The 20,759-nt window shown below is 54.8% G+C and carries 25 protein-coding genes and 1 riboswitch; of the genes, 23 read left to right on the top strand and 2 right to left on the bottom strand.

Annotation, left to right across the window (positions count from 1 at the left end; genetic code table 11):
• Positions 1 to 75: 75 nt before the first annotated feature.
• The 18 genes from fur (at position 76) to lysA (ending at position 15,181) form a co-directional block, all read left to right on the top strand.
• Positions 76 to 531 (top strand): ferric iron uptake transcriptional regulator, encoded by a 456-nt coding sequence (gene fur / locus ACR1UW_RS12580; RefSeq protein ID WP_033009058.1) that lies wholly within the window; start codon positions 76 to 78, stop codon positions 529 to 531.
• Between the two features lie 109 nt (positions 532 to 640).
• Complete coding sequence (locus ACR1UW_RS12575; protein WP_011231798.1) at positions 641 to 853, top strand: YqzK family protein; 213 nt, start codon at positions 641 to 643, stop codon at positions 851 to 853.
• A gap of 6 nt (positions 854 to 859) precedes the next feature.
• Positions 860 to 1,756, top strand: a complete 897-nt coding sequence (gene xerD, locus ACR1UW_RS12570) for a site-specific tyrosine recombinase XerD (RefSeq protein WP_033009062.1) — start codon at positions 860 to 862, stop codon at positions 1,754 to 1,756.
• A 135-nt stretch (positions 1,757 to 1,891) separates the two neighbouring features.
• Complete coding sequence (gene deoB / locus ACR1UW_RS12565) at positions 1,892 to 3,079, top strand: phosphopentomutase (RefSeq protein ID WP_498933564.1); 1,188 nt, start codon at positions 1,892 to 1,894, stop codon at positions 3,077 to 3,079.
• 54 nt (positions 3,080 to 3,133) lie between these two features.
• Complete coding sequence (locus ACR1UW_RS12560; protein WP_498933562.1) at positions 3,134 to 3,961, top strand: purine-nucleoside phosphorylase; 828 nt, start codon at positions 3,134 to 3,136, stop codon at positions 3,959 to 3,961.
• A gap of 14 nt (positions 3,962 to 3,975) precedes the next feature.
• Positions 3,976 to 5,277: a pyrimidine-nucleoside phosphorylase gene (locus ACR1UW_RS12555; protein ID WP_498933560.1), complete on the top strand. Its 1,302-nt coding sequence runs from the start codon at positions 3,976 to 3,978 to the stop codon at positions 5,275 to 5,277.
• Between the two features lie 160 nt (positions 5,278 to 5,437).
• A complete protein-coding gene (locus ACR1UW_RS12550; RefSeq protein ID WP_498933558.1) occupies positions 5,438 to 6,613 on the top strand; it encodes a D-alanyl-D-alanine carboxypeptidase family protein in 1,176 nt (391 codons plus the stop codon).
• Between the two features lie 125 nt (positions 6,614 to 6,738).
• Positions 6,739 to 7,089 (top strand): anti-sigma F factor antagonist, encoded by a 351-nt coding sequence (gene spoIIAA / locus ACR1UW_RS12545; RefSeq protein ID WP_033009068.1) that lies wholly within the window; start codon positions 6,739 to 6,741, stop codon positions 7,087 to 7,089.
• Entirely contained in the window at positions 7,090 to 7,530 is a 441-nt protein-coding gene (gene spoIIAB / locus ACR1UW_RS12540) for an anti-sigma F factor (protein ID WP_011231791.1), read from the top strand. It abuts the gene before it with no gap.
• A gap of 13 nt (positions 7,531 to 7,543) precedes the next feature.
• Positions 7,544 to 8,296 carry an RNA polymerase sporulation sigma factor SigF gene (gene sigF / locus ACR1UW_RS12535; protein ID WP_033009069.1) on the top strand — a complete coding sequence of 251 codons (753 nt, stop codon included), beginning with the start codon at positions 7,544 to 7,546 and terminating at the stop codon, positions 8,294 to 8,296.
• 268 nt (positions 8,297 to 8,564) lie between these two features.
• Positions 8,565 to 9,188 carry a stage V sporulation protein AA gene (locus ACR1UW_RS12530; RefSeq protein WP_237420529.1) on the top strand — a complete coding sequence of 208 codons (624 nt, stop codon included), beginning with the start codon at positions 8,565 to 8,567 and terminating at the stop codon, positions 9,186 to 9,188.
• Positions 9,175 to 9,606 (top strand): stage V sporulation protein AB, encoded by a 432-nt coding sequence (locus ACR1UW_RS12525; protein WP_033017146.1) that lies wholly within the window; start codon positions 9,175 to 9,177, stop codon positions 9,604 to 9,606. The genes ACR1UW_RS12530 and ACR1UW_RS12525 overlap by 14 nt, the downstream gene beginning before the upstream one ends.
• Before the next feature lie 16 nt (positions 9,607 to 9,622).
• Positions 9,623 to 10,051 (top strand): SpoVA/SpoVAEb family sporulation membrane protein, encoded by a 429-nt coding sequence (locus ACR1UW_RS12520; protein ID WP_160269797.1) that lies wholly within the window; start codon positions 9,623 to 9,625, stop codon positions 10,049 to 10,051.
• A gap of 18 nt (positions 10,052 to 10,069) precedes the next feature.
• Entirely contained in the window at positions 10,070 to 11,098 is a 1,029-nt protein-coding gene (spoVAD, locus tag ACR1UW_RS12515) for a stage V sporulation protein AD (protein ID WP_498933554.1), read from the top strand.
• A gap of 39 nt (positions 11,099 to 11,137) precedes the next feature.
• Positions 11,138 to 11,488, top strand: coding sequence for a SpoVA/SpoVAEb family sporulation membrane protein (locus tag ACR1UW_RS12510; RefSeq protein WP_033017142.1), 351 nt, complete (start codon positions 11,138 to 11,140; stop codon positions 11,486 to 11,488).
• A gap of 5 nt (positions 11,489 to 11,493) precedes the next feature.
• Entirely contained in the window at positions 11,494 to 12,105 is a 612-nt protein-coding gene (gene spoVAEA, locus ACR1UW_RS12505; protein ID WP_498933552.1) for a stage V sporulation protein SpoVABEA, read from the top strand.
• Positions 12,053 to 13,531 (top strand): spore germination protein, encoded by a 1,479-nt coding sequence (locus ACR1UW_RS12500; protein WP_498933550.1) that lies wholly within the window; start codon positions 12,053 to 12,055, stop codon positions 13,529 to 13,531. The genes spoVAEA and ACR1UW_RS12500 overlap by 53 nt, the downstream gene beginning before the upstream one ends.
• A gap of 330 nt (positions 13,532 to 13,861) precedes the next feature.
• Positions 13,862 to 15,181 carry a diaminopimelate decarboxylase gene (gene lysA / locus ACR1UW_RS12495; RefSeq protein ID WP_100664086.1) on the top strand — a complete coding sequence of 440 codons (1,320 nt, stop codon included), beginning with the start codon at positions 13,862 to 13,864 and terminating at the stop codon, positions 15,179 to 15,181.
• Between the two features lie 69 nt (positions 15,182 to 15,250).
• On the opposite strand, the gene ACR1UW_RS12490 is transcribed toward lysA, so the two are convergent.
• Together ACR1UW_RS12490 and ACR1UW_RS12485 are read right to left on the bottom strand one after the other, a co-directional pair.
• On the bottom strand, positions 15,251 to 16,129 hold the full coding sequence (locus tag ACR1UW_RS12490) for a DUF1002 domain-containing protein (protein ID WP_033009085.1): 879 nt from the start codon (positions 16,127 to 16,129) through the stop codon (positions 15,251 to 15,253).
• A gap of 235 nt (positions 16,130 to 16,364) precedes the next feature.
• Entirely contained in the window at positions 16,365 to 16,658 is a 294-nt protein-coding gene (locus ACR1UW_RS12485) for a hypothetical protein (protein WP_289642995.1), read from the bottom strand.
• Positions 16,659 to 16,848: 190 nt separating this feature from the next.
• Here ACR1UW_RS12485 and ACR1UW_RS12480 point away from each other — a divergent pair, with 190 nt between their 5' ends.
• The 5 genes from ACR1UW_RS12480 to ACR1UW_RS12460 all read left to right on the top strand — a co-directional run bounded on the left by ACR1UW_RS12480 (position 16,849) and on the right by ACR1UW_RS12460 (position 20,750).
• Positions 16,849 to 17,289 (top strand): peptidylprolyl isomerase, encoded by a 441-nt coding sequence (locus tag ACR1UW_RS12480; RefSeq protein ID WP_047818635.1) that lies wholly within the window; start codon positions 16,849 to 16,851, stop codon positions 17,287 to 17,289.
• Positions 17,276 to 17,404, top strand: coding sequence for a hypothetical protein (locus ACR1UW_RS12475; protein ID WP_255350139.1), 129 nt, complete (start codon positions 17,276 to 17,278; stop codon positions 17,402 to 17,404). The genes ACR1UW_RS12480 and ACR1UW_RS12475 overlap by 14 nt, the downstream gene beginning before the upstream one ends.
• Before the next feature lie 47 nt (positions 17,405 to 17,451).
• Positions 17,452 to 17,585: riboswitch (FMN riboswitch) on the top strand.
• A 204-nt stretch (positions 17,586 to 17,789) separates the two neighbouring features.
• The gene (ribD, locus tag ACR1UW_RS12470; RefSeq protein ID WP_095859596.1) at positions 17,790 to 18,887 is read left to right on the top strand and encodes a bifunctional diaminohydroxyphosphoribosylaminopyrimidine deaminase/5-amino-6-(5-phosphoribosylamino)uracil reductase RibD; all 1,098 of its coding nucleotides are present in this window, start codon (positions 17,790 to 17,792) and stop codon (positions 18,885 to 18,887) included.
• Positions 18,888 to 18,889: 2 nt separating this feature from the next.
• Positions 18,890 to 19,534: a riboflavin synthase gene (gene ribE, locus ACR1UW_RS12465; RefSeq protein WP_033008263.1), complete on the top strand. Its 645-nt coding sequence runs from the start codon at positions 18,890 to 18,892 to the stop codon at positions 19,532 to 19,534.
• Positions 19,535 to 19,556: 22 nt separating this feature from the next.
• Entirely contained in the window at positions 19,557 to 20,750 is a 1,194-nt protein-coding gene (locus tag ACR1UW_RS12460) for a bifunctional 3,4-dihydroxy-2-butanone-4-phosphate synthase/GTP cyclohydrolase II (RefSeq protein WP_033008264.1), read from the top strand.
• Positions 20,751 to 20,759: the final 9 nt, after the last annotated feature.

Below are 20,759 nucleotides of genomic sequence, written 5' to 3'. Positions count from 1 at the left end.
ATAGTAATTATACTTTGAACCTTCCCGCGCACATTTGTTATAATGGGAGGTGAATGGCGAGGGAGGAATGAAAACATGGAAGATCGTGTGGAACGAATTAAGAAGCAGCTGCACTCAGCCGGCTATAAACTGACGCCGCAGCGGGAAGCGACAGTAAGAGTCCTGCTTGAACATGAAGAAGACCATTTAAGCGCGGAAGACGTCTACCTCCTCGTGAAAGAAAAATCCCCAGAGATCGGACTGGCGACCGTATATCGGACGCTCGAGCTGCTCACCGAGTTGAAAATTGTCGATAAAATCAACTTCGGGGACGGGGTGTCGCGCTATGATCTCCGCAAGGAAGGGGCGGCCCATTTTCATCACCATCTCGTTTGCCTCGAATGCGGATCGGTGGCGGAAATTCAAGAGGATTTGCTTGAAGACGTCGAAGCCATTGTCGAGCGGGAATGGAAATTTAAAATTAAAGACCACCGCTTGACGTTCCACGGCATTTGCCATCGCTGCCAGCAAAAACACGAAGAAGAAAAATAAAAAACCTTTTCCGGCGGGAAAGGGTTTTTGCGTATATGCGTATAAATCAGGAACCAAACGGCATATCCTCATACTAGCAAACAGACAAGCTGCCGATGGGGAGGATGCCATGAAAACCGTTTGGCAAATGGTGAAAGTATTTCTTTTGTTTACGGGATGCACCATTTTATTTTATTATAGTCTTGTATGGTTTAACCGCGAATATGAATATTATCACCGGTACGATGAGCCGAAAGGATCGGCGGTCAAAGTATCGGCGGCAGAGAGTGCACCGCCCAGCTGGCTTGACCGGCTATTATTTTTTTATCGCGACGGGGAGTAGAGAGCGTTGGAACACGAATTGAGCGATTTCCTGCATTATTTGACGGTGGAGCGAAACTTGGCGCACAACACCATTATTTCATACGAGCGCGATTTGAAAAAGTATGCCCATTATTTGCGCCAAGTTGAGCAGCTCGGGGCGTGGGGCGAAGTCGAGCGGCTGCACATTCTTCATTTCTTGAAATTTTTGAGCGAACAAGGACAGTCGGCGCGGACGATTGCCCGTCATTTGGCGTCGATTCGCTCGTTCCATCAGTTTTTGCTACGGGAGAAAATCGTTTCCCAAGATCCGACCGTCCATATCGAAACGCCGCAGTTTGAGCGGACGCTGCCGAAAGTGCTGTCGGTCGAGGAAGTTGAAGCGCTCTTGTCAGCGCCGCAGACGAATACGCCATTTGGCTTGCGCGACAAGGCGATGCTCGAGCTGTTGTATGCGACCGGCATGCGCGTCAGCGAACTCGTGCAGCTGAATTTGGCTGACGTGCACTTGACGATGGGGTTTGTCCGCTGCTATGGAAAAGGTCGAAAAGAGCGGATCGTGCCGATCGGGCGAATGGCGATCGAGGCGCTTGTCCGCTACTTGGAGCACGGGCGTCCGCAGCTTGTCAATCCGCGCAAACGGGCAACCGAGGCGCTGTTTTTGAACCATTACGGGCAGCGCCTGACGCGGCAAGGGTTTTGGAAAATTTTAAAGCGGCTCGCGAAAGAAGCCGGCATCGAAAAAGAATTGACGCCGCATACGCTCCGGCACTCGTTTGCGACGCATCTGCTTGAGAACGGGGCTGACTTACGCGCCGTTCAGGAACTGCTTGGGCATGCTGACATTTCAACGACGCAAATGTATACGCACGTGACGAAAACGCGCCTAAAAGACGTGTATAAACAGTACCATCCGCGCGCCTAGCTGCGCCCATTGCTGTGGCTGGGCGTTTGCTTGTTTGTAAAGTTGTCAGACTTCTGACCAATTTACCGCCAGCGTGTTTTGCGCTTAAATTAGGAACAATAGGAAGAGATACCATCTTCATTGCAGGCAGGAGGAATGAACGTGAAAGCCAGATACCGGCGCGTGTTTTTAATTGTCATGGATTCGGTCGGCATCGGCGAGGCGCCTGATGCTGAAAAGTATAACGACAAAGGAGCGGATACGCTTGGGCATATCGCTGAATACCGCGGCGGCTTGCGCATGCCGAATATGGCGAAGCTCGGTTTAAGCCATATTCGTGAAATTAAGGGAGTGCCGAAAGTCGCGGAGCCGCTCGCGTATCACACCAAAATGAAAGAGGCGTCCGCCGGCAAAGATACGATGACCGGCCATTGGGAGCTGATGGGCCTTCGCATCGACAAGCCGTTCCGCGTCTTTCCCGACGGATTTCCGGACGAGCTGATCGCCGAACTGGAGCGGCGCACCGGTCGGAAGGTGATCGGCAACAAACCGGCAAGCGGAACGGCGATCATTGAAGAGCTCGGTGAAGAGCATATGAAAACAGGGGCGATCATCGTCTACACATCAGCTGATTCTGTCTTGCAAATCGCTGCCCACGAGGACGTCGTGCCGCTTGAGGAGCTGTACCGCATTTGTGAAATCGCCCGTGAGCTGACGCGCGATGAGCCATACATGGTTGGGCGCGTCATCGCCCGCCCGTTCATCGGGACGCCCGGCCGGTTTGAGCGGACGCCGAACCGGCATGACTATGCGCTCAAACCGTTCGGCCGCACGGTGATGAACGAACTGAAAGACGCGGGCTATGATGTGATCGCCATTGGAAAAATCGCCGATATTTACGACAATGAAGGGGTGACGCAATCGCTGCGGACTACCTCGAACATGGATGGCATGGATAAGCTCATCGGTACGCTCAGCATCGACTTTACCGGGCTCAGTTTTGTGAACCTCGTCGATTTTGATGCCAAATATGGCCACCGCCGCGACCCAAAAGGCTACGGCGACGCGCTTGAGGAGTTTGACGCCCGGCTTGCCGAGGTGCTGCCGCGGCTGAAAAACGATGACCTTCTGATCATTACGGCCGATCATGGCAACGACCCGATTCACCATGGAACGGACCATACGCGCGAATATGTGCCGCTTCTTGTGTACAGCCCGCGATTTCGCGGCGGCAAGCCGCTCCCAGTCCGCGAGACGTTTGCCGATGTCGGGGCGACGATCGCCGATAATTTTCAAGTTCATATGCCGCCGCACGGAACGAGCTTTTTGGCCGACTTAAAGTAACAGAGGCCGCTCTGCTTTTTTGGCGGTGAAATGATGAGACAAGGGGGAAGAGATATGGATCGACACATGATTGAAAAAGCAGCTGATGTTTTGCGTCAGCGTATGCCGGCACCGCCCGCCATCGGCTTGATTCTCGGTTCGGGACTCGGCGTGCTCGCCGAGGAAATCGAGGAGGCGGTTCGCATTCCGTACGAGGAGATTCCCGGATTTCCAGTGTCGACCGTTGAAGGACACGCTGGACGGCTCGTATATGGGCGGCTTGAGGGGGCGACCGTTGTCGCCATGCAAGGGCGGTTTCATTATTACGAGGGATATTCGCTCCGCGAAGTGACGTTTCCGGTCCGGGTGATGAAGGCGCTCGGCGTCCGTCAATTGATCGTGACGAACGCCGCCGGCGGCGTGAACGAACAGTTCCGGCCGGGCGATTTGATGATCATTTCTGACCATATTAACTTGCTTGGCACAAATCCGCTCATTGGTCCGAACGATCCGGAGCTTGGTCCTCGCTTTCCAGACATGACGGAAGCGTACAGCCGGCGCTTGCGCCAGCTCGCCAAGGAAACGGCGGCGAGACTTGGCGTTCGCGTGCATGAAGGAGTATATGTCGCCAATACGGGGCCGTCATATGAAACGCCGGCGGAAATTCGCATGATTCGTACGCTCGGCGGCGATGCGGTCGGCATGTCGACCGTCCCGGAAGTGATCGTCGCCCGCCACGGCGGCATGGAGGTGCTCGGCATTTCGTGCATTTCGAATATGGCGGCAGGGATGTCGGATGCTCCGCTTCATCATGATGAAGTGGTGGAAACGGCCGAGAGGGTGAAGACGGACTTTTTGCGGTTTGTGAAAGCGATTGTCGCCGAAATGGCGAAATCAAACTGAAAAAGGTGATCGCGATGCGAATGGTCGATTTGATTGCAAAAAAGCGTGATGGAGAGGCGCTGACGAAGGAAGAAATTGATTGGATCGTCCGAGGGTATACAAACGGGGACATTCCCGATTACCAAATGAGCGCGCTCGCGATGGCGATTTACTTCCGCGGCATGACTGAAGAAGAAACAGCGGCGCTGACGATGGCGATGGTCCATTCTGGCGAGGTCATCGACTTATCAGGCATCCGCGGCGTGAAAGTCGATAAACACTCGACTGGCGGCGTCGGCGATACGACGACACTCGTGTTAGGCCCGCTCGTCGCCGCCGTCGGCGTGCCGGTAGCGAAAATGTCCGGGCGCGGCCTTGGCCATACAGGGGGCACGATCGACAAACTTGAGTCGGTGCCCGGGTTTCATGTCGAGATCAGCAAAGAGGAGTTCATTCGGCTCGTCAACGAAAACAAGATCGCCATTATCGGCCAAACAAGCGATTTGACGCCTGCTGACAAAAAGCTGTACGCGCTCCGCGATGTGACCGCGACGGTCAACAGCATCCCGCTCATTGCCTCATCGATCATGAGCAAAAAAATCGCTGCTGGCGCTGATGCCATCGTGCTCGACGTCAAAACGGGCGCGGGGGCGTTTATGAAAGAACTCGACGAGGCGCGCCAGCTCGCCCAGGCGATGGTCGACATCGGCAAGCGCGTCGGCCGCCGAACGTTGGCCATTATTTCTGATATGAGCCAGCCGCTCGGTTATGCCGTCGGCAACGCCCTGGAAGTGAAAGAGGCGATTGACACTCTGAAAGGAAACGGGCCGCGCGATTTGACCGAACTTTGTTTGACGCTCGGCAGCCATATGGTATGCCTGGCGGAACGGGCATCGACACTTGGGGAGGCGCGGCGCCTGCTTGAACGGGCGCTCCGCGACGGTTCTGCCATCGCAGCGTTCAAAACATTTTTAGCCGCGCAAGGTGGTGATCCGTCGGTGGTCGACAACCCGGACAACTTGCCGAAAGCGGCGTACACCTTCCCGGTTGCCGCCAAGGAAGACGGCTATGTCGCCGAGATTGCCGCCGATGAAGTCGGCACAGCCGCCATGCGGCTTGGCGCCGGTCGGGCGAAAAAAGAGGACGCGATCGACTTGGCTGTCGGCGTCGTGCTTCATAAAAAAATCGGTGACCGTGTGCAAAAGGGAGAAACGTTGGCCACGATCCACAGCAACCGGCCGGACGTGCGCGAGGTGGAGGAAACGCTGTCCTCAGCCATTCGGCTTTCGCCTAAACCCGTCACTCCGCCGCCGCTCGTATACGAGACGATCGTTTGAGCGCCGGCCGAGCCAACAGAACAAGGGGCGATGCAAGGAAGAAAACGCTCGAAACAAATGTTTCGGGCGTTTTTTTTGTTTTTTGGAAAATGAGCTGTTTTTTGTATAAAAATATCTCGCCTGGAAAAAATGGCATGTATAAAGAATGGAGGTTTGGGAGATGAAAACGAAAGTCACTCGTCTTCTTTTATTGCCGTTTCTTCTTTTTCTTCCTCTTTCTGCCCATGCCGAGGCGAAAGAGATGAAGGAGGCGAAAGTGAAGCTGGCCGATGAGGCGAAATCAGCCATTTTGATTGAGCGCGACACCGGCACCGTGCTTTATGAAAAAAACGCCCATGAAAAACTGCCGCCGGCGAGCATGACGAAAATTATGACGATGTTGTTGATTATGGAAGCGATCGACGAAGGCAAGCTCTCCTACGACGAAAAAGTGCGGGCAAGCGAATACGCAGCTTCGATGGGCGGGTCGCAAATTTTCCTTGAGCCGGGCGAGGAAATGACCGTTGATGAGCTGTTGCGCGCCATCGCCATCGGTTCGGCGAATGACGCTTCCGTTGCCATGGCTGAGCGGATCGCCGGATCAGAAAAGGCGTTTGTTGAGATGATGAATGAAAAAGCGAAACAGCTCGGCTTAAAAGACACCCATTTCGCCAACGCAACCGGCCTGCCGGCGGAAGATCACTACAGCAGCGCCCATGACATGGCCGCTATGGCGCGCGAACTGTTGAAATATGAAGACATTACGAAATATACAAGCAAATACGAAGACTATTTGCGCGAAAATACGGACAAGAAGTTTTGGCTTGTCAATACAAACCGTCTTGTCAAATTTTATCCGGGTGTTGACGGGTTAAAAACAGGATATACGGGCGAGGCGAAATATTGCTTGACCGCAACAGCGGAACGAAACGGCATGCGCGTCATTGCCGTCGTGTTCGGAGCACCGACGCCGAAATCGCGCAACGCTCAAATTACAAAAATGCTTGATTACGCGTTTGCCCAATACCAAACCCTTCCGGTATACGAGCGGAATGAAACCGTCGCCCATGTCAACGTCAGCAAAGGAAAGCAAAAATCGGTGGCGGCGGTGACGTCTGAGCCGGTGTCAGTGTTGACGAAAAAAGGACAATCAACCAAACAAATTGAAAAAGTGATCAAAGTGAAAGACGATGTGAAGGCCCCGGTTCGCAAAGGCGATGAGCTCGGCGTCCTCATTTTGAAGCAGGATGGAAAAGAAATTTTGCGCAGCCCGATCGTCGCGAAGCAAACGGTGGCGGAGGCCAGCTTTTGGGACTTGTTTAAACGGGTGTTCAGCCGTTTCGTCCAAGCGGGATAATGTCAATTTTTGCGGCCTTTTCCCTATCTTTGGCGAACAACCACTAGTTTTGTCGGGCGGCAGGATTTCCGGCGAGCGGCAGCGAAATGTCTCCGTATCCTGAAATGGACAAGGAGGAACACGCTGTGAGTCTCGCGATCGACTTGGAAGTGAAGCAAGACGTGCTCATCGTTCGCCTTTCCGGAGAGCTTGACCATCATACAGCGGAAGAATTGCGCGAGCAGGTGACGGATGTGCTCGAAAACCGGGGCATCCGCCATATCGTGCTCAATTTAAGACAGCTGACGTTTATGGACAGTTCCGGTCTCGGCGTCATTTTAGGGCGCTATAAGCAAATTAAAAACGTCGGCGGACAGATGGTCGTCTGCGCTGTGTCGCCGACGGTCAAGCGCTTGTTTGACATGTCGGGGCTGTTTAAAATCATTCGCTTTGAGGCGGATGAACAATTTGCGTTGCAGGCATTGGGGGTGGCATAAATGCGCAACGAGATGCACCTCCAATTTTCCGCCCGCAGTGAAAACGAGTCGTTCGCCCGCGTGACGGTGGCGGCGTTTGTCGCCCAGCTCGACCCGACGATGGATGAGCTGACAGAAATTAAAACGGTCGTCTCGGAGGCGGTGACGAACGCCATCATTCACGGTTACAACAACGATCCGAACGGCATCGTCTCCATTTCGGTCATCATTGAAGACGGTGTCGTCCATTTGACGGTGAGAGACGAAGGAGTCGGCATTCCTGACATCGAAGAAGCGCGCCAGCCGTTGTTTACGACAAAGCCCGAGCTTGAGCGGTCAGGGATGGGGTTTACGATTATGGAAAATTTCATGGATGAAGTCATCGTCGAATCGGAAGTGAACAAAGGGACGACTGTGTATTTGAAAAAGCATATTGCGAAAAGCAAAGCGTTATGTAACTGAGGGAGACATGCCTATGGATGTCGATGTCAAGCAAGATCAGTCGCCGATCAAAGACCAGGAGATGAAGGAGCTGATTCGCCGCAGCCAGGAGGGCGACCAGGAAGCGCGCGACGAAATTATTGAAAAAAATATGCGTCTCGTCTGGTCGGTCGTCCAGCGCTTTTTAAACCGCGGTTACGAGCCGGACGACTTGTTCCAAATCGGCTGCATCGGCTTGCTGAAGTCGGTCGATAAGTTTGACTTGTCGTATGACGTCAAGTTTTCCACGTACGCCGTGCCGATGATTATCGGAGAAATCCAACGGTTTCTTCGCGACGACGGCACCGTCAAAGTGAGCCGTTCGCTGAAAGAGATGGGCAACAAAATCCGCAAGGCGAAAGATGAGCTGTCGAAAACGCGCGGGCGGGCGCCGACGGTTACGGAAATCGCCGACCATCTAGGCATTTCCCCGGAGGAAGTCGTCCTCGCCCAAGAGGCGGTTCGCTCGCCGGCGTCGATTCACGAAACAGTATACGAAAACGACGGCGACCCAATCACACTGCTCGATCAAATCGCCGATGACGACGAAGCGTCATGGTTTGACAAAATCGCCTTAAAAAAAGCGATCGAAGAACTCGACGAGCGTGAGAGGCTGATCGTCTATTTGCGCTATTACAAAGACCAAACCCAGTCTGAAGTGGCATCGAGGCTCGGCATCTCTCAAGTGCAAGTATCCCGGCTGGAAAAGAAAATATTGCAGCACATAAAGGAAAAAATGGACGGGTGAGTCCATTTTTTCCGCATGGGGCGGGAAAAAGCGGACGGGTGAGTCCGTTTTTTTCGCATGGGGCGGAGTTCCGCCTTTTTTTGCTCCTCACGGCGGATGGAGGGAAAAAATCCTAATTTGATCATCATGTTCCAAAAAAAATGGGCGCTTTTCAGCCCATTCTTTTCTACTTTTATGAAATCGATGGCGAATGGCGGCAATCTGTATGATCCTTCTTTCCGCCAACCAAACTAAAGAAAAACAAAATGGGGATAAAGGTGTGAAGCAGATGGCAACCACTGTGTTTATTAAGCCGCGCCATCGCGTGCAAGTGAAACCGGGAGCGGTCGTCACGCTCGGAGAAGTGGCCCAAATGACGGGAGGAGATGGCGGGCTGATTCGCCGGCTGAAGGCGATTCCGCTCTACCGCATCCAGCCGAGCGACAAGAACATCGTCATTATCGATATGATGCACATTGTTCGAGCTGTGCTTGATGCCGACCCGTCGCTTGATGTGCAAATGGTCGGCCCCTCACAGACGATCGTGGAAGTTGTGTACGAAAAACGGCGGTTTTCAATGGCTTCTTTTCTTCTCGTTTGGCTTCTTTTGTTCGTCGGTTCAGCCATGGCGATCGTGAATTTCCACGAAGATGTGAGCATGCAGCAAGCGCATCGCCATCTTTACCAGATGATGACCGGCCAATCGGTCGATAAACCGCTGCTTTTACAAATTCCGTATTCGCTTGGGCTTGGCATCGGGATGGTGCTATTTTTCAACCATTGGTTCCGCAAACGAATCAATGAGGAGCCTAGCCCTCTCGAGGTCGAGATGTTCAACTACCAGCAGGCGATCGATCAATACGTCATTTTGCACGAAAACAAAGAAAGCATGAGGCATCTTGACGACGCTTAAGGTGTTGCTGGTAGTGTTCGTCGGCTTTGCTGGAGGGCTGGCGGTCGGAACCGGGTTTGTCGCCTTTTTGGTTGTGCTTGGCGTCATTCCGCGCTTGACGCAGCTGACGAAAACGACGAAGCGCATTCACGCCTATGAGTGGAGTGCTGTCGCGGGTGCCATTGTCGGCGGCTGGATGAGCCTGTGCCATTCGGTGTGGCATTTATCCAAATATTGGCTTGTGCCGATCGGATTGTTTCATGGTGTGTTTATCGGAATGCTCGCTGCCGCTTTAACAGAGGTGTTGAACGTTTGGCCGATTTTAGCGAAGCGGATCGGCGTCGATGATAAAATCGTCATTTTACTTATGGCCATCGCCTTTGGCAAAGTGGCCGGTTCGTTGTTTCATTGGCTTTATTTTGTCGATCACTTTCGCTGAAAAGGGGGGAGAAAACGTGGGATTGAGAACCGATTATCTCCGCGAGGTGAAGGCGTTTCAGCCTTCTCCCCCATATGCCGCCAATGCGGTAAAAGCGTTTCTTGTCGGCGGGGCGCTTTGTGCGTTGGCGCAATGGCTCGTTGATTGGTATGGCGGCACGTTTGCCGCTTCGCCGCTCGAGGCTCATCTGTGGGCGTCTATGGTGATGGCCGGATTGGCGATTGTGCTGACGGCCGTCGGGAAATATGATGATTTCAGCCAATTTGCCGGTGCGGGGGCGACGATGCTCATTACAGGGCTGGCCAATGCCATCGCGAGCGCTGCCATCGAACATCGCAGCGAAGGATGGACGGCCGGGGTGGCCGGGCAGATGTTGAAAGCCGGTGGGGCAGCGGTCATTTATGGTCTGATTGCCGCCTATGTGCTTGGCCTTGTTTGGCCGTGACGAAAAGAGGGATTGGCCATGAAACGTGTCGGAAAGCAGACATGGGTGTTTGACGATGGTGTTTACATCCAAGCTGCCGCTGCGGCTGTCGGGCCGCTTGAGGCTGACGGGCCGCTTGGCCGTTATTTCGACGTTTGCCATCGCGATTTGTATTGCGGGGAAAAAACGTGGGAGTTGGCGGAGCGTCGGCTGATGCGGGAGGCGGTGGATTGCTGCTTGCAAAAGGCGGGCGTGTCGGCCGAAGAAGTCGATCTGTTTTTGGCCGGCGATTTGTTAAACCAAAGTGCGACGTCCAACTATGTCGCCCGCGAGCTGCCGATTCCGTTTTTATGCCTGTTCGGCGCTTGCTCCACCTCGATGCAGACGCTGGCGGCGGCGGCGGCTCTCGTTGCTGGAGGGCTGGCCGATCGGGCGCTTGTCGCCACAAGCAGCCATAACGCGACGGCCGAGCGGCAATTTCGTTATCCGACTGAACTCGGGGTGCAAAAGCCAAAAACGGCGACGTTTACCGTCACGGGTGCCGGCGCTGCGCTCGTCGGCCGAACCCCGGGGCGCTGGCGCCTCCGGGCGGCGACGATCGGCAAAGTGATCGATGCCGGGCTGAAAAACCCACTCGACATGGGGGCGGCGATGGCCCCGGCGGCGGCCGATACGATCGAGCAGCATTTCCGTGACTTAGGCGTCTCGCCGGGCGATTACGATTTGATTGTCACCGGCGACTTGTCGCGCGTCGGCAGCGTCATCGTCCGCGAGTTGCTTGCTGAATCAGGCTACGATGTGACCGACGTTTACAACGATTGCGGGCTGATGATTTACCGGCCAGATCAAAAGGTGTTCGCCGGCGGCAGCGGCTGCGCCTGCTCGGCGGTCGTCACGTACGGGTATTTGCTTCAAGAGCTCGCCCGCGGAACGTTTCGACGCCTGTTTGTCGTCGCTACCGGGGCGCTCTTGAGTCAAACGATGGTGCAGCAAAAACAATCGATTCCGGCCATCGCCCACGGCGTCGTCATTGAAGCGGCTGGACAGGAGTCGGATTTGCCGCCGTAGGACGTCTTTTATTTGGGAACGATCAGGAGGGAATGTGATATGGAATACGTCCGTGCCTTTCTCGCCGGCGGGCTGCTGTGCGCCATCGTTCAGCTCATCATCGACCGCGGCAAATGGACGCCGGCTGGCGTCGCCGGTTCGCTTGTCGTCTTTGGCGTACTCCTTGGCTTTGGCGGCGTCTATGATCCATTCGTCGCTTGGGCTGGCGCCGGGGCGACGATGCCGCTATGCGGATTTGGGTATTGGTTGGCGAAAGGGGCCATGGTAGAACCGCGGCCGGAGGGATTTGTCGAAACCGGAGCAGCGGTGTTCCGATTTGCCGGCGCCTTGTTCGCTTTTATCGTGGCTGGCTCTTTTGCCGCGGCGCTCACTTGCAAACCGAAAGGGTAGAGATGATGGAAAAACGACGAGTCATTTTAGTAACGGATGGGGACGAGTTCGCCTGCCGGGCGATTGAGCGGGTTGCAGCCGAAATCGGCGGCCGTTGCATTTCTCGCTCGCAAGGCAATCCGACGAAACTGAGCGGTGAACAGTTGGTCGAACTCATTTTGCAAACGCCGCACGATCCAGTGTTTGTCATGTTTGACGATTGCGGCGCCCTCGGGGAGGGGGCCGGAGAGCAGGCGCTTCGCTATGTGGCGACGCATGAGCAAATCCAAGTGCTCGGGGCGCTGGCGGTTGCCTCCAATACGCACCAGCATGAATGGACAAAAGTGCATGTGAGCATCGACCGTGACGGCGTGATGACCGAATATGGGGTCGATAAAGAAGGCGTCCGGGACCTCGAGATCGGGCGGATCAATGGTGATACCGTCTACTGCCTTGACCGGTTGAACATTCCGCTCATCGTCGGCATCGGCGACATCGGCAAAATGGGATATCGAGACCATGCGAAATACGGAGCGCCGATTACGCGCAAGGCGGTCGAGTTGATTTTGGAAAGGAGTGAAGGCCATGCCGGAAAAAGAAAAGAAACCGAAAGCGCCGATCGCCAAGAAGCTCGTTGACAACGCCAAGTTTTTGCAAGAACGGATCGGCGTCGGGACAAGCTTTGATTTAGGCGTGCGGAAAATCTATATCCTAAACCGGGAAGTACATATTTACTACTGCAACGGTTTATGCGACACGCAATACATTATCGAATTGTTAAAACAAATTGTGCGCGTCAACGATGATGAACGCCAGGCGTCCCAAGCGTGGCAGATCATCGAAAATCGACTCGTTCATCAGCAAGTCAGTCCGGTGACGAGCCTCGACGAAGCGGTTGACAAGCTGCTGTCGGGCTTGATCATCGTCTTGATTGAAGGGGAATCAACCGGGTTTGCCGTTGATGTCCGCAGCTATCCGGGTCGGCAGCCGCAAGAGCCGGAGACGGAAAAAGTTGTGCGCGGCGCCCGCGACGGCTATGTCGAGAACATCATTGTCAACACGGCGCTCACCCGCCGCCGCATCCGCGACGAGCGGCTGCGCTTTGAAATTTTGCAAGTCGGCGAGCGGTCAAAAACGGACGTATGCATCGCCTATATTAAAGACGTCGCTGACCCGGGGCTTGTTGAACTCGTCAAGAAAGAGTTGCAGCAAATCAACGTCGATGGACTGACGATGGGCGACAAAACAGTTGAAGAGTTTTTAGTCAAACAAGGATACAACCCGTACCCGCTCGTCCGTTACACCGAGAGGCCAGATGTAGCAGCGACGCACCTGCTTGAAGGGCATGTGCTCATTATGGTTGATACATCGCCAAGCGTCATCATCACGCCGACAACATTTTTTCACCACGTCCAGCATGCCGAGGAATACCGGCAGTCGCCAGGGGTCGGGACGTTTGTGCGCTGGGTGCGGTTTTTAGGCATTTTGACGTCGTTGTTTTTGCTGCCGCTTTGGGTGCTGTTTGTCCTTGAGCCTGAACTGCTGCCGAAAGAGTGGGCGTTCATCGGTCCGAACAAGCAAGCGAATATTCCGATCGTCGTGCAAATTTTGATCGCTGATTTTGGAATTGAGTTTTTGCGGATGGCAGCCATTCATACGCCGACGCCGCTCTCTACGGCGATGGGCTTGATCGCCGCTGTCTTGATCGGGCAAATCGCGATTGACGTTGGGCTGTTTGTGTCGGAAGTCATCTTGTATGTTTCCGTCGCGGCGATCGGTTCATTTGCAACGCCGAGCTATGAGCTGAGCGTGGCCAATAAAATTTCCCGCCTGGCGCTCGTCGTGCTCGTCGCCTTGTTTAAGGTGCCCGGACTCGTCATCGGCGCGACGGTTTATTTGCTTTGGCTCGTTAGCATCCGTTCCCTCAACACGCCGTACTTATGGCCGTTCATTCCGTTTGACCCGGCGGCATTTATGCAAATTGTCGTCCGCCGCTCGGCGGCCGGGGCGAAAGTGCGTCCGAGCATCGTTCATCCACAGGACGTGCGAAAGCAACCGACATGACGCAGATCGTCATCGCACAAGCGGCCGTTTCCATTGGCATATATGGACGGCCGCTTTCTCCCTTTTGGCGCTATTGAAACTTTTGTATAATTATGATACGTTATACTTGACGTTTCGCGTCTTTGCAGGCGCGCCATTGGCGAGTCGTTCGCCTCAGGAGGGCGGGCGCTCGAGGCAGAGGGCGCACGCGGCTGTATGACAGCCTGCCATGCGGCGGGGCTGATTGCTCTGCGGCTTTGTTTTTTTCAAGGCAGGCGCCGGTTGCGAAACTGTCTTTTTTGCTTTTGGTATGCATGTTTGCGCCACTTTGATGAGGAATGAGGGATTTCAATGTTTTTTCATGGAACGAGCCGCGTCAATGAAAAAGGGCACTTGGAAATCGGCGGCGTCGATACGGTCGAGTTGGCGAAAACGTATGGAACGCCGCTTTATATTTATGACGTTGCCTTGATCCGCGCGCGGGCGCGCGCGTTTAAGGAAGCGTTCCGCCGCCATGGCGTGCGGGCGCAAGTCGCCTACGCCAGCAAGGCGTTTTCTTCAGTTGCCATGGTGCAGCTGGCCGCTGAGGAACAATTGTCGCTCGATGTCGTCTCAGGCGGGGAGCTGTATACGGCTTTGGCCGCCGGGTTCCCGCCGGAGCGCATCCATTTCCATGGCAACAACAAAAGCCGGGATGAACTGGCGATGGCGCTTGAACACGGGGTCGGCTGCATCGTGGCCGACAACTTTTACGAGCTCGAGCTGATTGAACAATTGGCGGGGTCATCCGGCCGAGCGGTTCCGGTTTTGCTTCGCGTGACGCCAGGGGTTGAGGCGCATACGCACGATTACATTTTAACCGGACAGGAAGACTCGAAGTTCGGCTTTGATTTGAATAACGGTCAAGCGGATGAAGCGTTCCGGCGCGTCATGGCGTCGGCTGCGTTTCAACTGCTCGGCGTCCATTGCCATATCGGATCGCAAATTTTTGAAACGACCGGCTTTGTGCTCGCCGCACGAAAAGTGTTTGCCAAGCTGGCCGAATGGCACAAAACGTGTGGGTTCGTTCCTGCGGTCGTCAACCTTGGCGGCGGCTTTGGCATCCGCTATACGGATGAAGACGACCCGATTCCGGTGTCAGCGTATGTCGACTGTATCGTGGATGAGGTGAAAACACAGGCGGAAGTGCATCAACTTCCGTTGCCGGAAATTTGGATTGAGCCCGGCCGCTCGCTCGTGGGGGATGCCGGAACGACGATTTATACGATCGGCTCGCGCAAAGAGGTGCCGAACGTCCGCACCTATATCGCCGTTGACGGCGGCATGAGCGACAACATCCGCCCGGCGCTGTATGGAGCGAAATACGAAGCGGTGCTGGCCAACCGGGTGCTGGGCGATCGGATGGAAGTCGTGTCCATTGCAGGGAAGTGTTGTGAATCAGGCGACATGCTCATTTGGGACATCGCACTTCCGGAAGCGAAACCGGGCGATTATTTAGCCGTCTTTTGCACCGGTGCTTACGGCTATTCGATGGCGAACAACTACAACCGTCTGCCGCGTCCGGCGGTCGTATTCGTCGAAAACGGCGACGCCCAGCTCGTCGTCAAACGGGAAACGTATGAAGACTTGATCCAATATGACTTGCCGTTGAAGGCGAAAGTCAACCAATGAAGGCGGCCCTGGAAAAGAACGGCCGCCGCCAAGAAGAGAAGGCGCCCTAATGCAGCAGGGCGCCTTCTCTCATTGTTGGTTGGCGGAAAAGGCCGATTTGATGGCATTCCAAATTTCTTTGAGGATGTCGATCAAATTTTGGATGAATGTTTTCCCTTCTTCTGACTGCAAAAACGCAGACAGCTGCTCTTTCGCCTTGCTCAGCTGGTCGTTCACTTGGTCCCAATTGATGTCGGCGTTTTGCATTTTGTGAAAAAGGGAGACGAGAGCGTTGATTTCATCGGCGCTTAATGTGATGCCAAGATCATTGGCGATTTTTTCAATCAAGGCGCGCAAGTCAGCGTCCGTTTGCGGCGGGTTGTTGGCGATTTCCTCTTTGATTTTCGCCAGCAAGGCGACCGCTTTGTCCGCGCCGATCGAATCAGCGAGCTTGGCCGTTTGCACCATTTCCTCGTTGGCTACCTTTTTTACGTCATCTGGAATCGCCTTGTCGGACGAAATTTCATACGCCTTCATCAGCCCCGTCAGCGCTGCGGTGCCGGAAACCGGAAACGGAGCCGTGATATAAATATCGGCATCTTTCACCCCAGCGGTGATCAAGGCGTTTGTATACATCTCTTTCGTCACCCATGTGATGTTGTGCGTCTCAACGTGAAGCCCTGAGCCCGGTTCACCGATGGTGATCATGGACGATGAGATGGCGCGTGTGCCGATTTGCGCCTTCGGGATGAGTCCATCCAAATATTTATGCTCCTCGGCGTTCGAGACCGTGATTGTCTGCGCTCCGTCCGGCGCTTTCATTTCTTCCAGCACTTTTTGTTTTTGTTCAGCGGTCAAATTTTCACCAAGCGTGACGATGACATCACCCGGCGCGGCATCCGCGGCTGCGATGGCCGGAAACGCCAGCAGCATCGCCCAAAGCAGCGATGAAGCGATCGTTCGTTTCACATTGCTCGCCTCCTATCTACCAACCATGCACTACCATTATAACGTACGCCGGCGTGAATTTCTATTCGGAACGGCGCTTTGCCTTCGCCGCCAAGCGGCGCACGAACAACAAATGCCAAAGCAAAATCAGAAACAGAAGCGGATATAAGGCGGCTGAATAGGAAAGCTTCCAGCCGTGGTAGTAAAAAATTTCTGTCCTCAGCGCCGCCATTTCATACAAAAGGGAAAAGAGCGATCATCCGCCGATATAGGCGGCCTGCACCCAAATCGGACGATGCATCGGGTATCCGTTTAAAAACAGGAGGTTGACGGTGACGTAAATGAAAACAATAAATACATAGGCCAGTCCGTCGACTCCAACATCAAAATACCCGTATAAATGGTACTTGACATCGAGAAACAAATCCGTTGAAAGGCCGAAGAAAATCGCAAACAGCGAAGTTGTATACATTTCAAGGCCTGAAAGCCGTTTTGGCATGAGGAGAAACGAAACAGAAAAGACGATTACCGTCACCGCCATCAACAACACCGTCGGACGCCCCCTTGCCAGTTTTGCTACGTCTATCATTCATCACTAGTGTACCCATTCCGATTCCATATAAATATATTATATTAAAAAAACAATGAACAGTTCGACGAGGCGGCATTTTGGCTTTCTTTCCCTTTCGAATCATGATATGATAAAAGCGGTTGAAGCGCAAAAAAGGAGCTGAAGTACCATGGCGAAAAGAGGATATATTTTGATGGAAAACGGTGGGAAAATCGAATTTGAACTATTCCCGAACGAAGCGCCGGTGACGGTCGCTAATTTTGAGAAATTAGCTAATCAAGGGTTTTACAACGGCTTGACGTTCCATCGCGTCATTCCCGGTTTTGTCAGCCAGGGAGGATGTCCGCGCGGCAACGGGACGGGCGATGCCGGCTATACGATTCCGTGTGAGACGGACCACAATCCGCACCGGCATGTTGCTGGCGCGATGTCAATGGCGCACCGCGGCCGCGACACCGGCAGCTGCCAGTTTTTCATCGTCCATGAGCCGCAGCCGCATTTGGACGGAGTGCATACGGTCTTTGGCCAAGTGACGTCGGGAATGGAGATTGTCAAAGCCATGAAAAATGGCGATGTCATGAAGGAAGTGAAAGTGTTTGACGAACCGTAAGCAACGGACGGAAGACGAGGAGCGGACAAGCCGGAACAATTGGCTTTTGTTTTTCATTTTGCTGGGGATGAGCCTATTGTGGGGAGCGGCGTACTGGTTTTGGGTCGTACAATGATGATTTCCGGCCGCTCTTGTGGTATAATAAACCTAATAATATAGTGAAGCCTCCTTCGGGGCAGGGTGAAATTCCCGACCGGCGGTGATGAGGCGCTATGCCTCTCAGCCCGCGAGCCGTATCGGCACGATCCGGTGTGATTCCGGAGCCGACAGTATAGTCTGGATGGGAGAAGGATGGCGATGTGCGCACGGCTGTTTTCGGCCGGCCTGGACGGCCGGCGCCGGTTTGGTGTAGCGGCGGCCGCTTTGTGTCGGTCGGTATGACATAGTTAACGAACAAGTGTTCTTGTTTGTTTGGCTGCACATCATGGTTCATTCTCTCATTAACGAACCCCCGGGGAAGTTCCGGGGGTTTATTTTTTAGAAAAAAAGGGGGGAGTGTGGTGTATCGCGATGAACATTATATGCGGCTTGCGCTCGATGTCGCGAAAGCCGGAATCGGGCAAACGTCCCCCAATCCTGTCGTCGGTGCTGTTGTGGTCAATGGCGGAGCGGTCGTCGGGCTTGGCGCCCATTTAAAAGCGGGAGAGCCGCATGCGGAAGTGCATGCGATCCGCATGGCCGGCGAGAAGGCGCGCGGGGCAACGGTGTACGTGACGCTTGAGCCGTGCAGCCATTACGGCAAAACGCCTCCATGCGTGGATTTGCTCATTCAAGCCGGCGTCCGCCGCGTCGTCATCGCGACAACCGACCCGAATCCGCTCGTCGCCGGGAAAGGGATCGACAAGCTGCGACGGGCGGGCATTGAGGTCGATGTCGGGCTGTTGAAAGAAGAGGCGGATGAGCTCAACCGGGTGTTTTTTCACTATATCGCGGCAAAAACGCCGTTTGTGACGTTAAAATACGCGTGCAGCCTCGATGGGAAAATTGCGACGGCGACCGGGGAAAGCAAATGGATTACGTCCGAGGCGGCGCGCCAAGATGTGCACCGCCTTCGCGCCCAGCATGACGCCATTTTGGTCGGCGTCAACACCGTGTTGGCGGACAATCCGAAGTTGACGGTCCGCATCGGGGAGCAACGGAAAAATCCGCTCCGCATCATTTTGGATACAAACTTGCATACGCCGCTTGACGCCCATGTCGTCACCGACCGGGAGGCGGAAACGTGGATCATCACCGGGAGCGGCATCAGCTGGGAAAAGGCCGAGGCATACGAGCGCCTCGGGGTGCGCATCATCCCGATGGCGGCTGCGCACATTCATGTGCGCGACGTGCTCCGGCTGCTCGGTGAGCAGCGCATTACGTCGCTGTTTGTGGAAGGCGGCTCGCGCGTTCATGACAGCTTCCTCCGGGCAGGGGCGGTCAATGAAGTGGTCGCCTACATCGCCCCGAAGCTGATCGGCGGCCGCGAAGCGCCGACGCCGGTCGGCGGCCTCGGCTTCTCGCGCCTTGAAGAGGCGATGGAGCTTGACATCCGGCAGTTGGAGATGGTCGGCCCGGATATAAAAGTCGTTGCTGCGGTGAAAAGGAGGGGGGAGTAAGGATGTTTACCGGTATTATTGAAGAGGTCGGCACGGTTGAACAAATGAGGCAAACGGGCGACGCCATCGTGATGGCGATTGGCGCCCGCCGGGTGCTCGAAGACGTTCGCCTCGGCGACAGCATCGCCGTCAACGGCGTCTGCCTGACCGTCACGTCGTTTACTGACCGGCGGTTTACCGTCGATGTCATGCCGGAGACCGTCAAGGCGACGGCGCTCAAAACATTGAAGCCGGGATCGAAAGTGAACTTAGAGCGGGCGATGGCGGCTGGCGGGCGGTTTGGCGGCCATTTCGTCACCGGGCATGTGGACGGCGTCGGGCGCATCGTCCGCCGATGGCCGAAGGCGAACGCCGTCTACTATGAAATTGAAGCGCCTCCCCCGCTTCGCCCGTACATGATTTATAAAGGATCGGTCGCCGTCGATGGGACGAGCTTAACGATTTTCGGCCTGAGCGAGCGCACGTTCACCATTTCGCTCATTCCGCATACGCGTGAAGCGACGATTTTAGGCGAAAAGCAGCCGGGCGACCTCGTCAATATCGAGTGCGATATGATCGGCAAATACGTCGCTGCTTTTCTTGCCGCGAAAGAGGAGCTGCCTTCCGGATTGACGAGCGAATTTTTGGAGCGGCATGGCTATAAATAAACGGGATAGGGGGCAACTTCAGATGTTTGACACGATTGAAGCGGCACTGGACGCGCTGAAAAACGGCGAAGTGATCATCGTCTGCGACGACGAAGACCGGGAAAATGAGGGCGATTTTGTCGCATTGGCTGAAAAAGCGACGCCGGATGTCGTTAATTTTATGATCACCCATGGCCGCGGGCTTGTATGCGTGCCGATTACGGAAGAGTTGGCGGCGCGGCTCGGGCTCGAGCCGATGGTCGCGCATAACACCGACGCTCATGGGACGGCGTTTACCGTCAGCATCGACTATAAGACGACGACGACCGGAATCAGCGCCTACGAGCGGGCGGCGACCATTCAGGCGCTGCTCGATCCAAATGTGAAAGCGAGTGATTTTAAACGGCCTGGCCACGTTTTTCCGTTGATTGCAAAAAAGGGGGGCGTCTTGCGGCGCGCCGGCCATACGGAAGCGGCGGTCGATTTGGCCCGTTTGTGCGGGGCGAAGCCGGCTGGCGTCATTTGCGAAATCATAAAAGAAGACGGAACGATGGCGCGCGTTCCGGATTTGCGGCAAATCGCCGACCAATTCGGATTGAAAATGATCACGATCAAAGATTTGATCGCCTATCGGAGCCAGCGGGAAAAACTAGTGAAGCGCGAGGTCGACATTTGGCTGCCGACTGAGTTCGGCGAGTTTCGCGCTGTCGGCTACACGAACGTGCTCGATGGCAAGGAGCATGTGGCGCTCGTCAAGGGAGACATCATTCCCGATGAACCGATTCTTGTGCGCGTCCACTCCGAGTGTTTAACCGGCGATGTATTCGGCTCGTATCGGTGCGACTGCGGTCCGCAGCTGCATGCGGCGCTGCGGCAAATCGAAGCCGAGGGGCGTGGGGTGTTGCTTTACATGCGTCAAGAGGGGCGCGGCATCGGCCTGATGAACAAACTGCGCGCCTATAAGCTGCAAGAGCAAGGCTACGATACGGTCGAGGCGAACGAAAAGCTCGGCTTCCCGGCCGATTTGCGCGACTACGGCATTGGCGCGCAAATTTTAAAAGACCTTGGCGTCACGAAAATGCGTCTGCTCACGAACAATCCGCGCAAAATCGCCGGCTTGAAAGGGCACGGGCTTGAAGTTGTCGAACGGGTGCCGCTTCAAATGCCAGCGAAAAAAGAAAATGAAAAATACTTGCGCACGAAATATGAAAAACTAGGGCATATGCTTCATTTTTGAAAACAGGAG

Source organism: Geobacillus lituanicus (assembly GCF_050994965.1).
Classification (GTDB): domain Bacteria; phylum Bacillota; class Bacilli; order Bacillales; family Anoxybacillaceae; genus Geobacillus; species Geobacillus stearothermophilus.
This window is presented reverse-complemented; position numbering and strand designations above follow the sequence as displayed.

Coding starts and splice junctions, on each gene's coding strand:
- fur (WP_033009058.1), top strand. CDS start 76: ATGGAAGATCGTGTGGAACGAATTAAGAAGCAGCTGCACTCAGCCGGC.
- ACR1UW_RS12575 (WP_011231798.1), top strand. CDS start 641: ATGAAAACCGTTTGGCAAATGGTGAAAGTATTTCTTTTGTTTACGGGA.
- deoB (WP_498933564.1), top strand. CDS start 1,892: ATGAACGTGAAAGCCAGATACCGGCGCGTGTTTTTAATTGTCATGGAT.
- ACR1UW_RS12560 (WP_498933562.1), top strand. CDS start 3,134: ATGGATCGACACATGATTGAAAAAGCAGCTGATGTTTTGCGTCAGCGT.
- ACR1UW_RS12555 (WP_498933560.1), top strand. CDS start 3,976: ATGCGAATGGTCGATTTGATTGCAAAAAAGCGTGATGGAGAGGCGCTG.
- ACR1UW_RS12550 (WP_498933558.1), top strand. CDS start 5,438: ATGAAAACGAAAGTCACTCGTCTTCTTTTATTGCCGTTTCTTCTTTTT.
- spoIIAB (WP_011231791.1), top strand. CDS start 7,090: ATGCGCAACGAGATGCACCTCCAATTTTCCGCCCGCAGTGAAAACGAG.
- sigF (WP_033009069.1), top strand. CDS start 7,544: ATGGATGTCGATGTCAAGCAAGATCAGTCGCCGATCAAAGACCAGGAG.
- ACR1UW_RS12530 (WP_237420529.1), top strand. CDS start 8,565: ATGGCAACCACTGTGTTTATTAAGCCGCGCCATCGCGTGCAAGTGAAA.
- spoVAD (WP_498933554.1), top strand. CDS start 10,070: ATGAAACGTGTCGGAAAGCAGACATGGGTGTTTGACGATGGTGTTTAC.
- ACR1UW_RS12510 (WP_033017142.1), top strand. CDS start 11,138: ATGGAATACGTCCGTGCCTTTCTCGCCGGCGGGCTGCTGTGCGCCATC.
- spoVAEA (WP_498933552.1), top strand. CDS start 11,494: ATGGAAAAACGACGAGTCATTTTAGTAACGGATGGGGACGAGTTCGCC.
- ACR1UW_RS12500 (WP_498933550.1), top strand. CDS start 12,053: ATGCCGGAAAAAGAAAAGAAACCGAAAGCGCCGATCGCCAAGAAGCTC.
- lysA (WP_100664086.1), top strand. CDS start 13,862: ATGTTTTTTCATGGAACGAGCCGCGTCAATGAAAAAGGGCACTTGGAA.
- ACR1UW_RS12480 (WP_047818635.1), top strand. CDS start 16,849: ATGGCGAAAAGAGGATATATTTTGATGGAAAACGGTGGGAAAATCGAA.
- ribE (WP_033008263.1), top strand. CDS start 18,890: ATGTTTACCGGTATTATTGAAGAGGTCGGCACGGTTGAACAAATGAGG.
- ACR1UW_RS12460 (WP_033008264.1), top strand. CDS start 19,557: ATGTTTGACACGATTGAAGCGGCACTGGACGCGCTGAAAAACGGCGAA.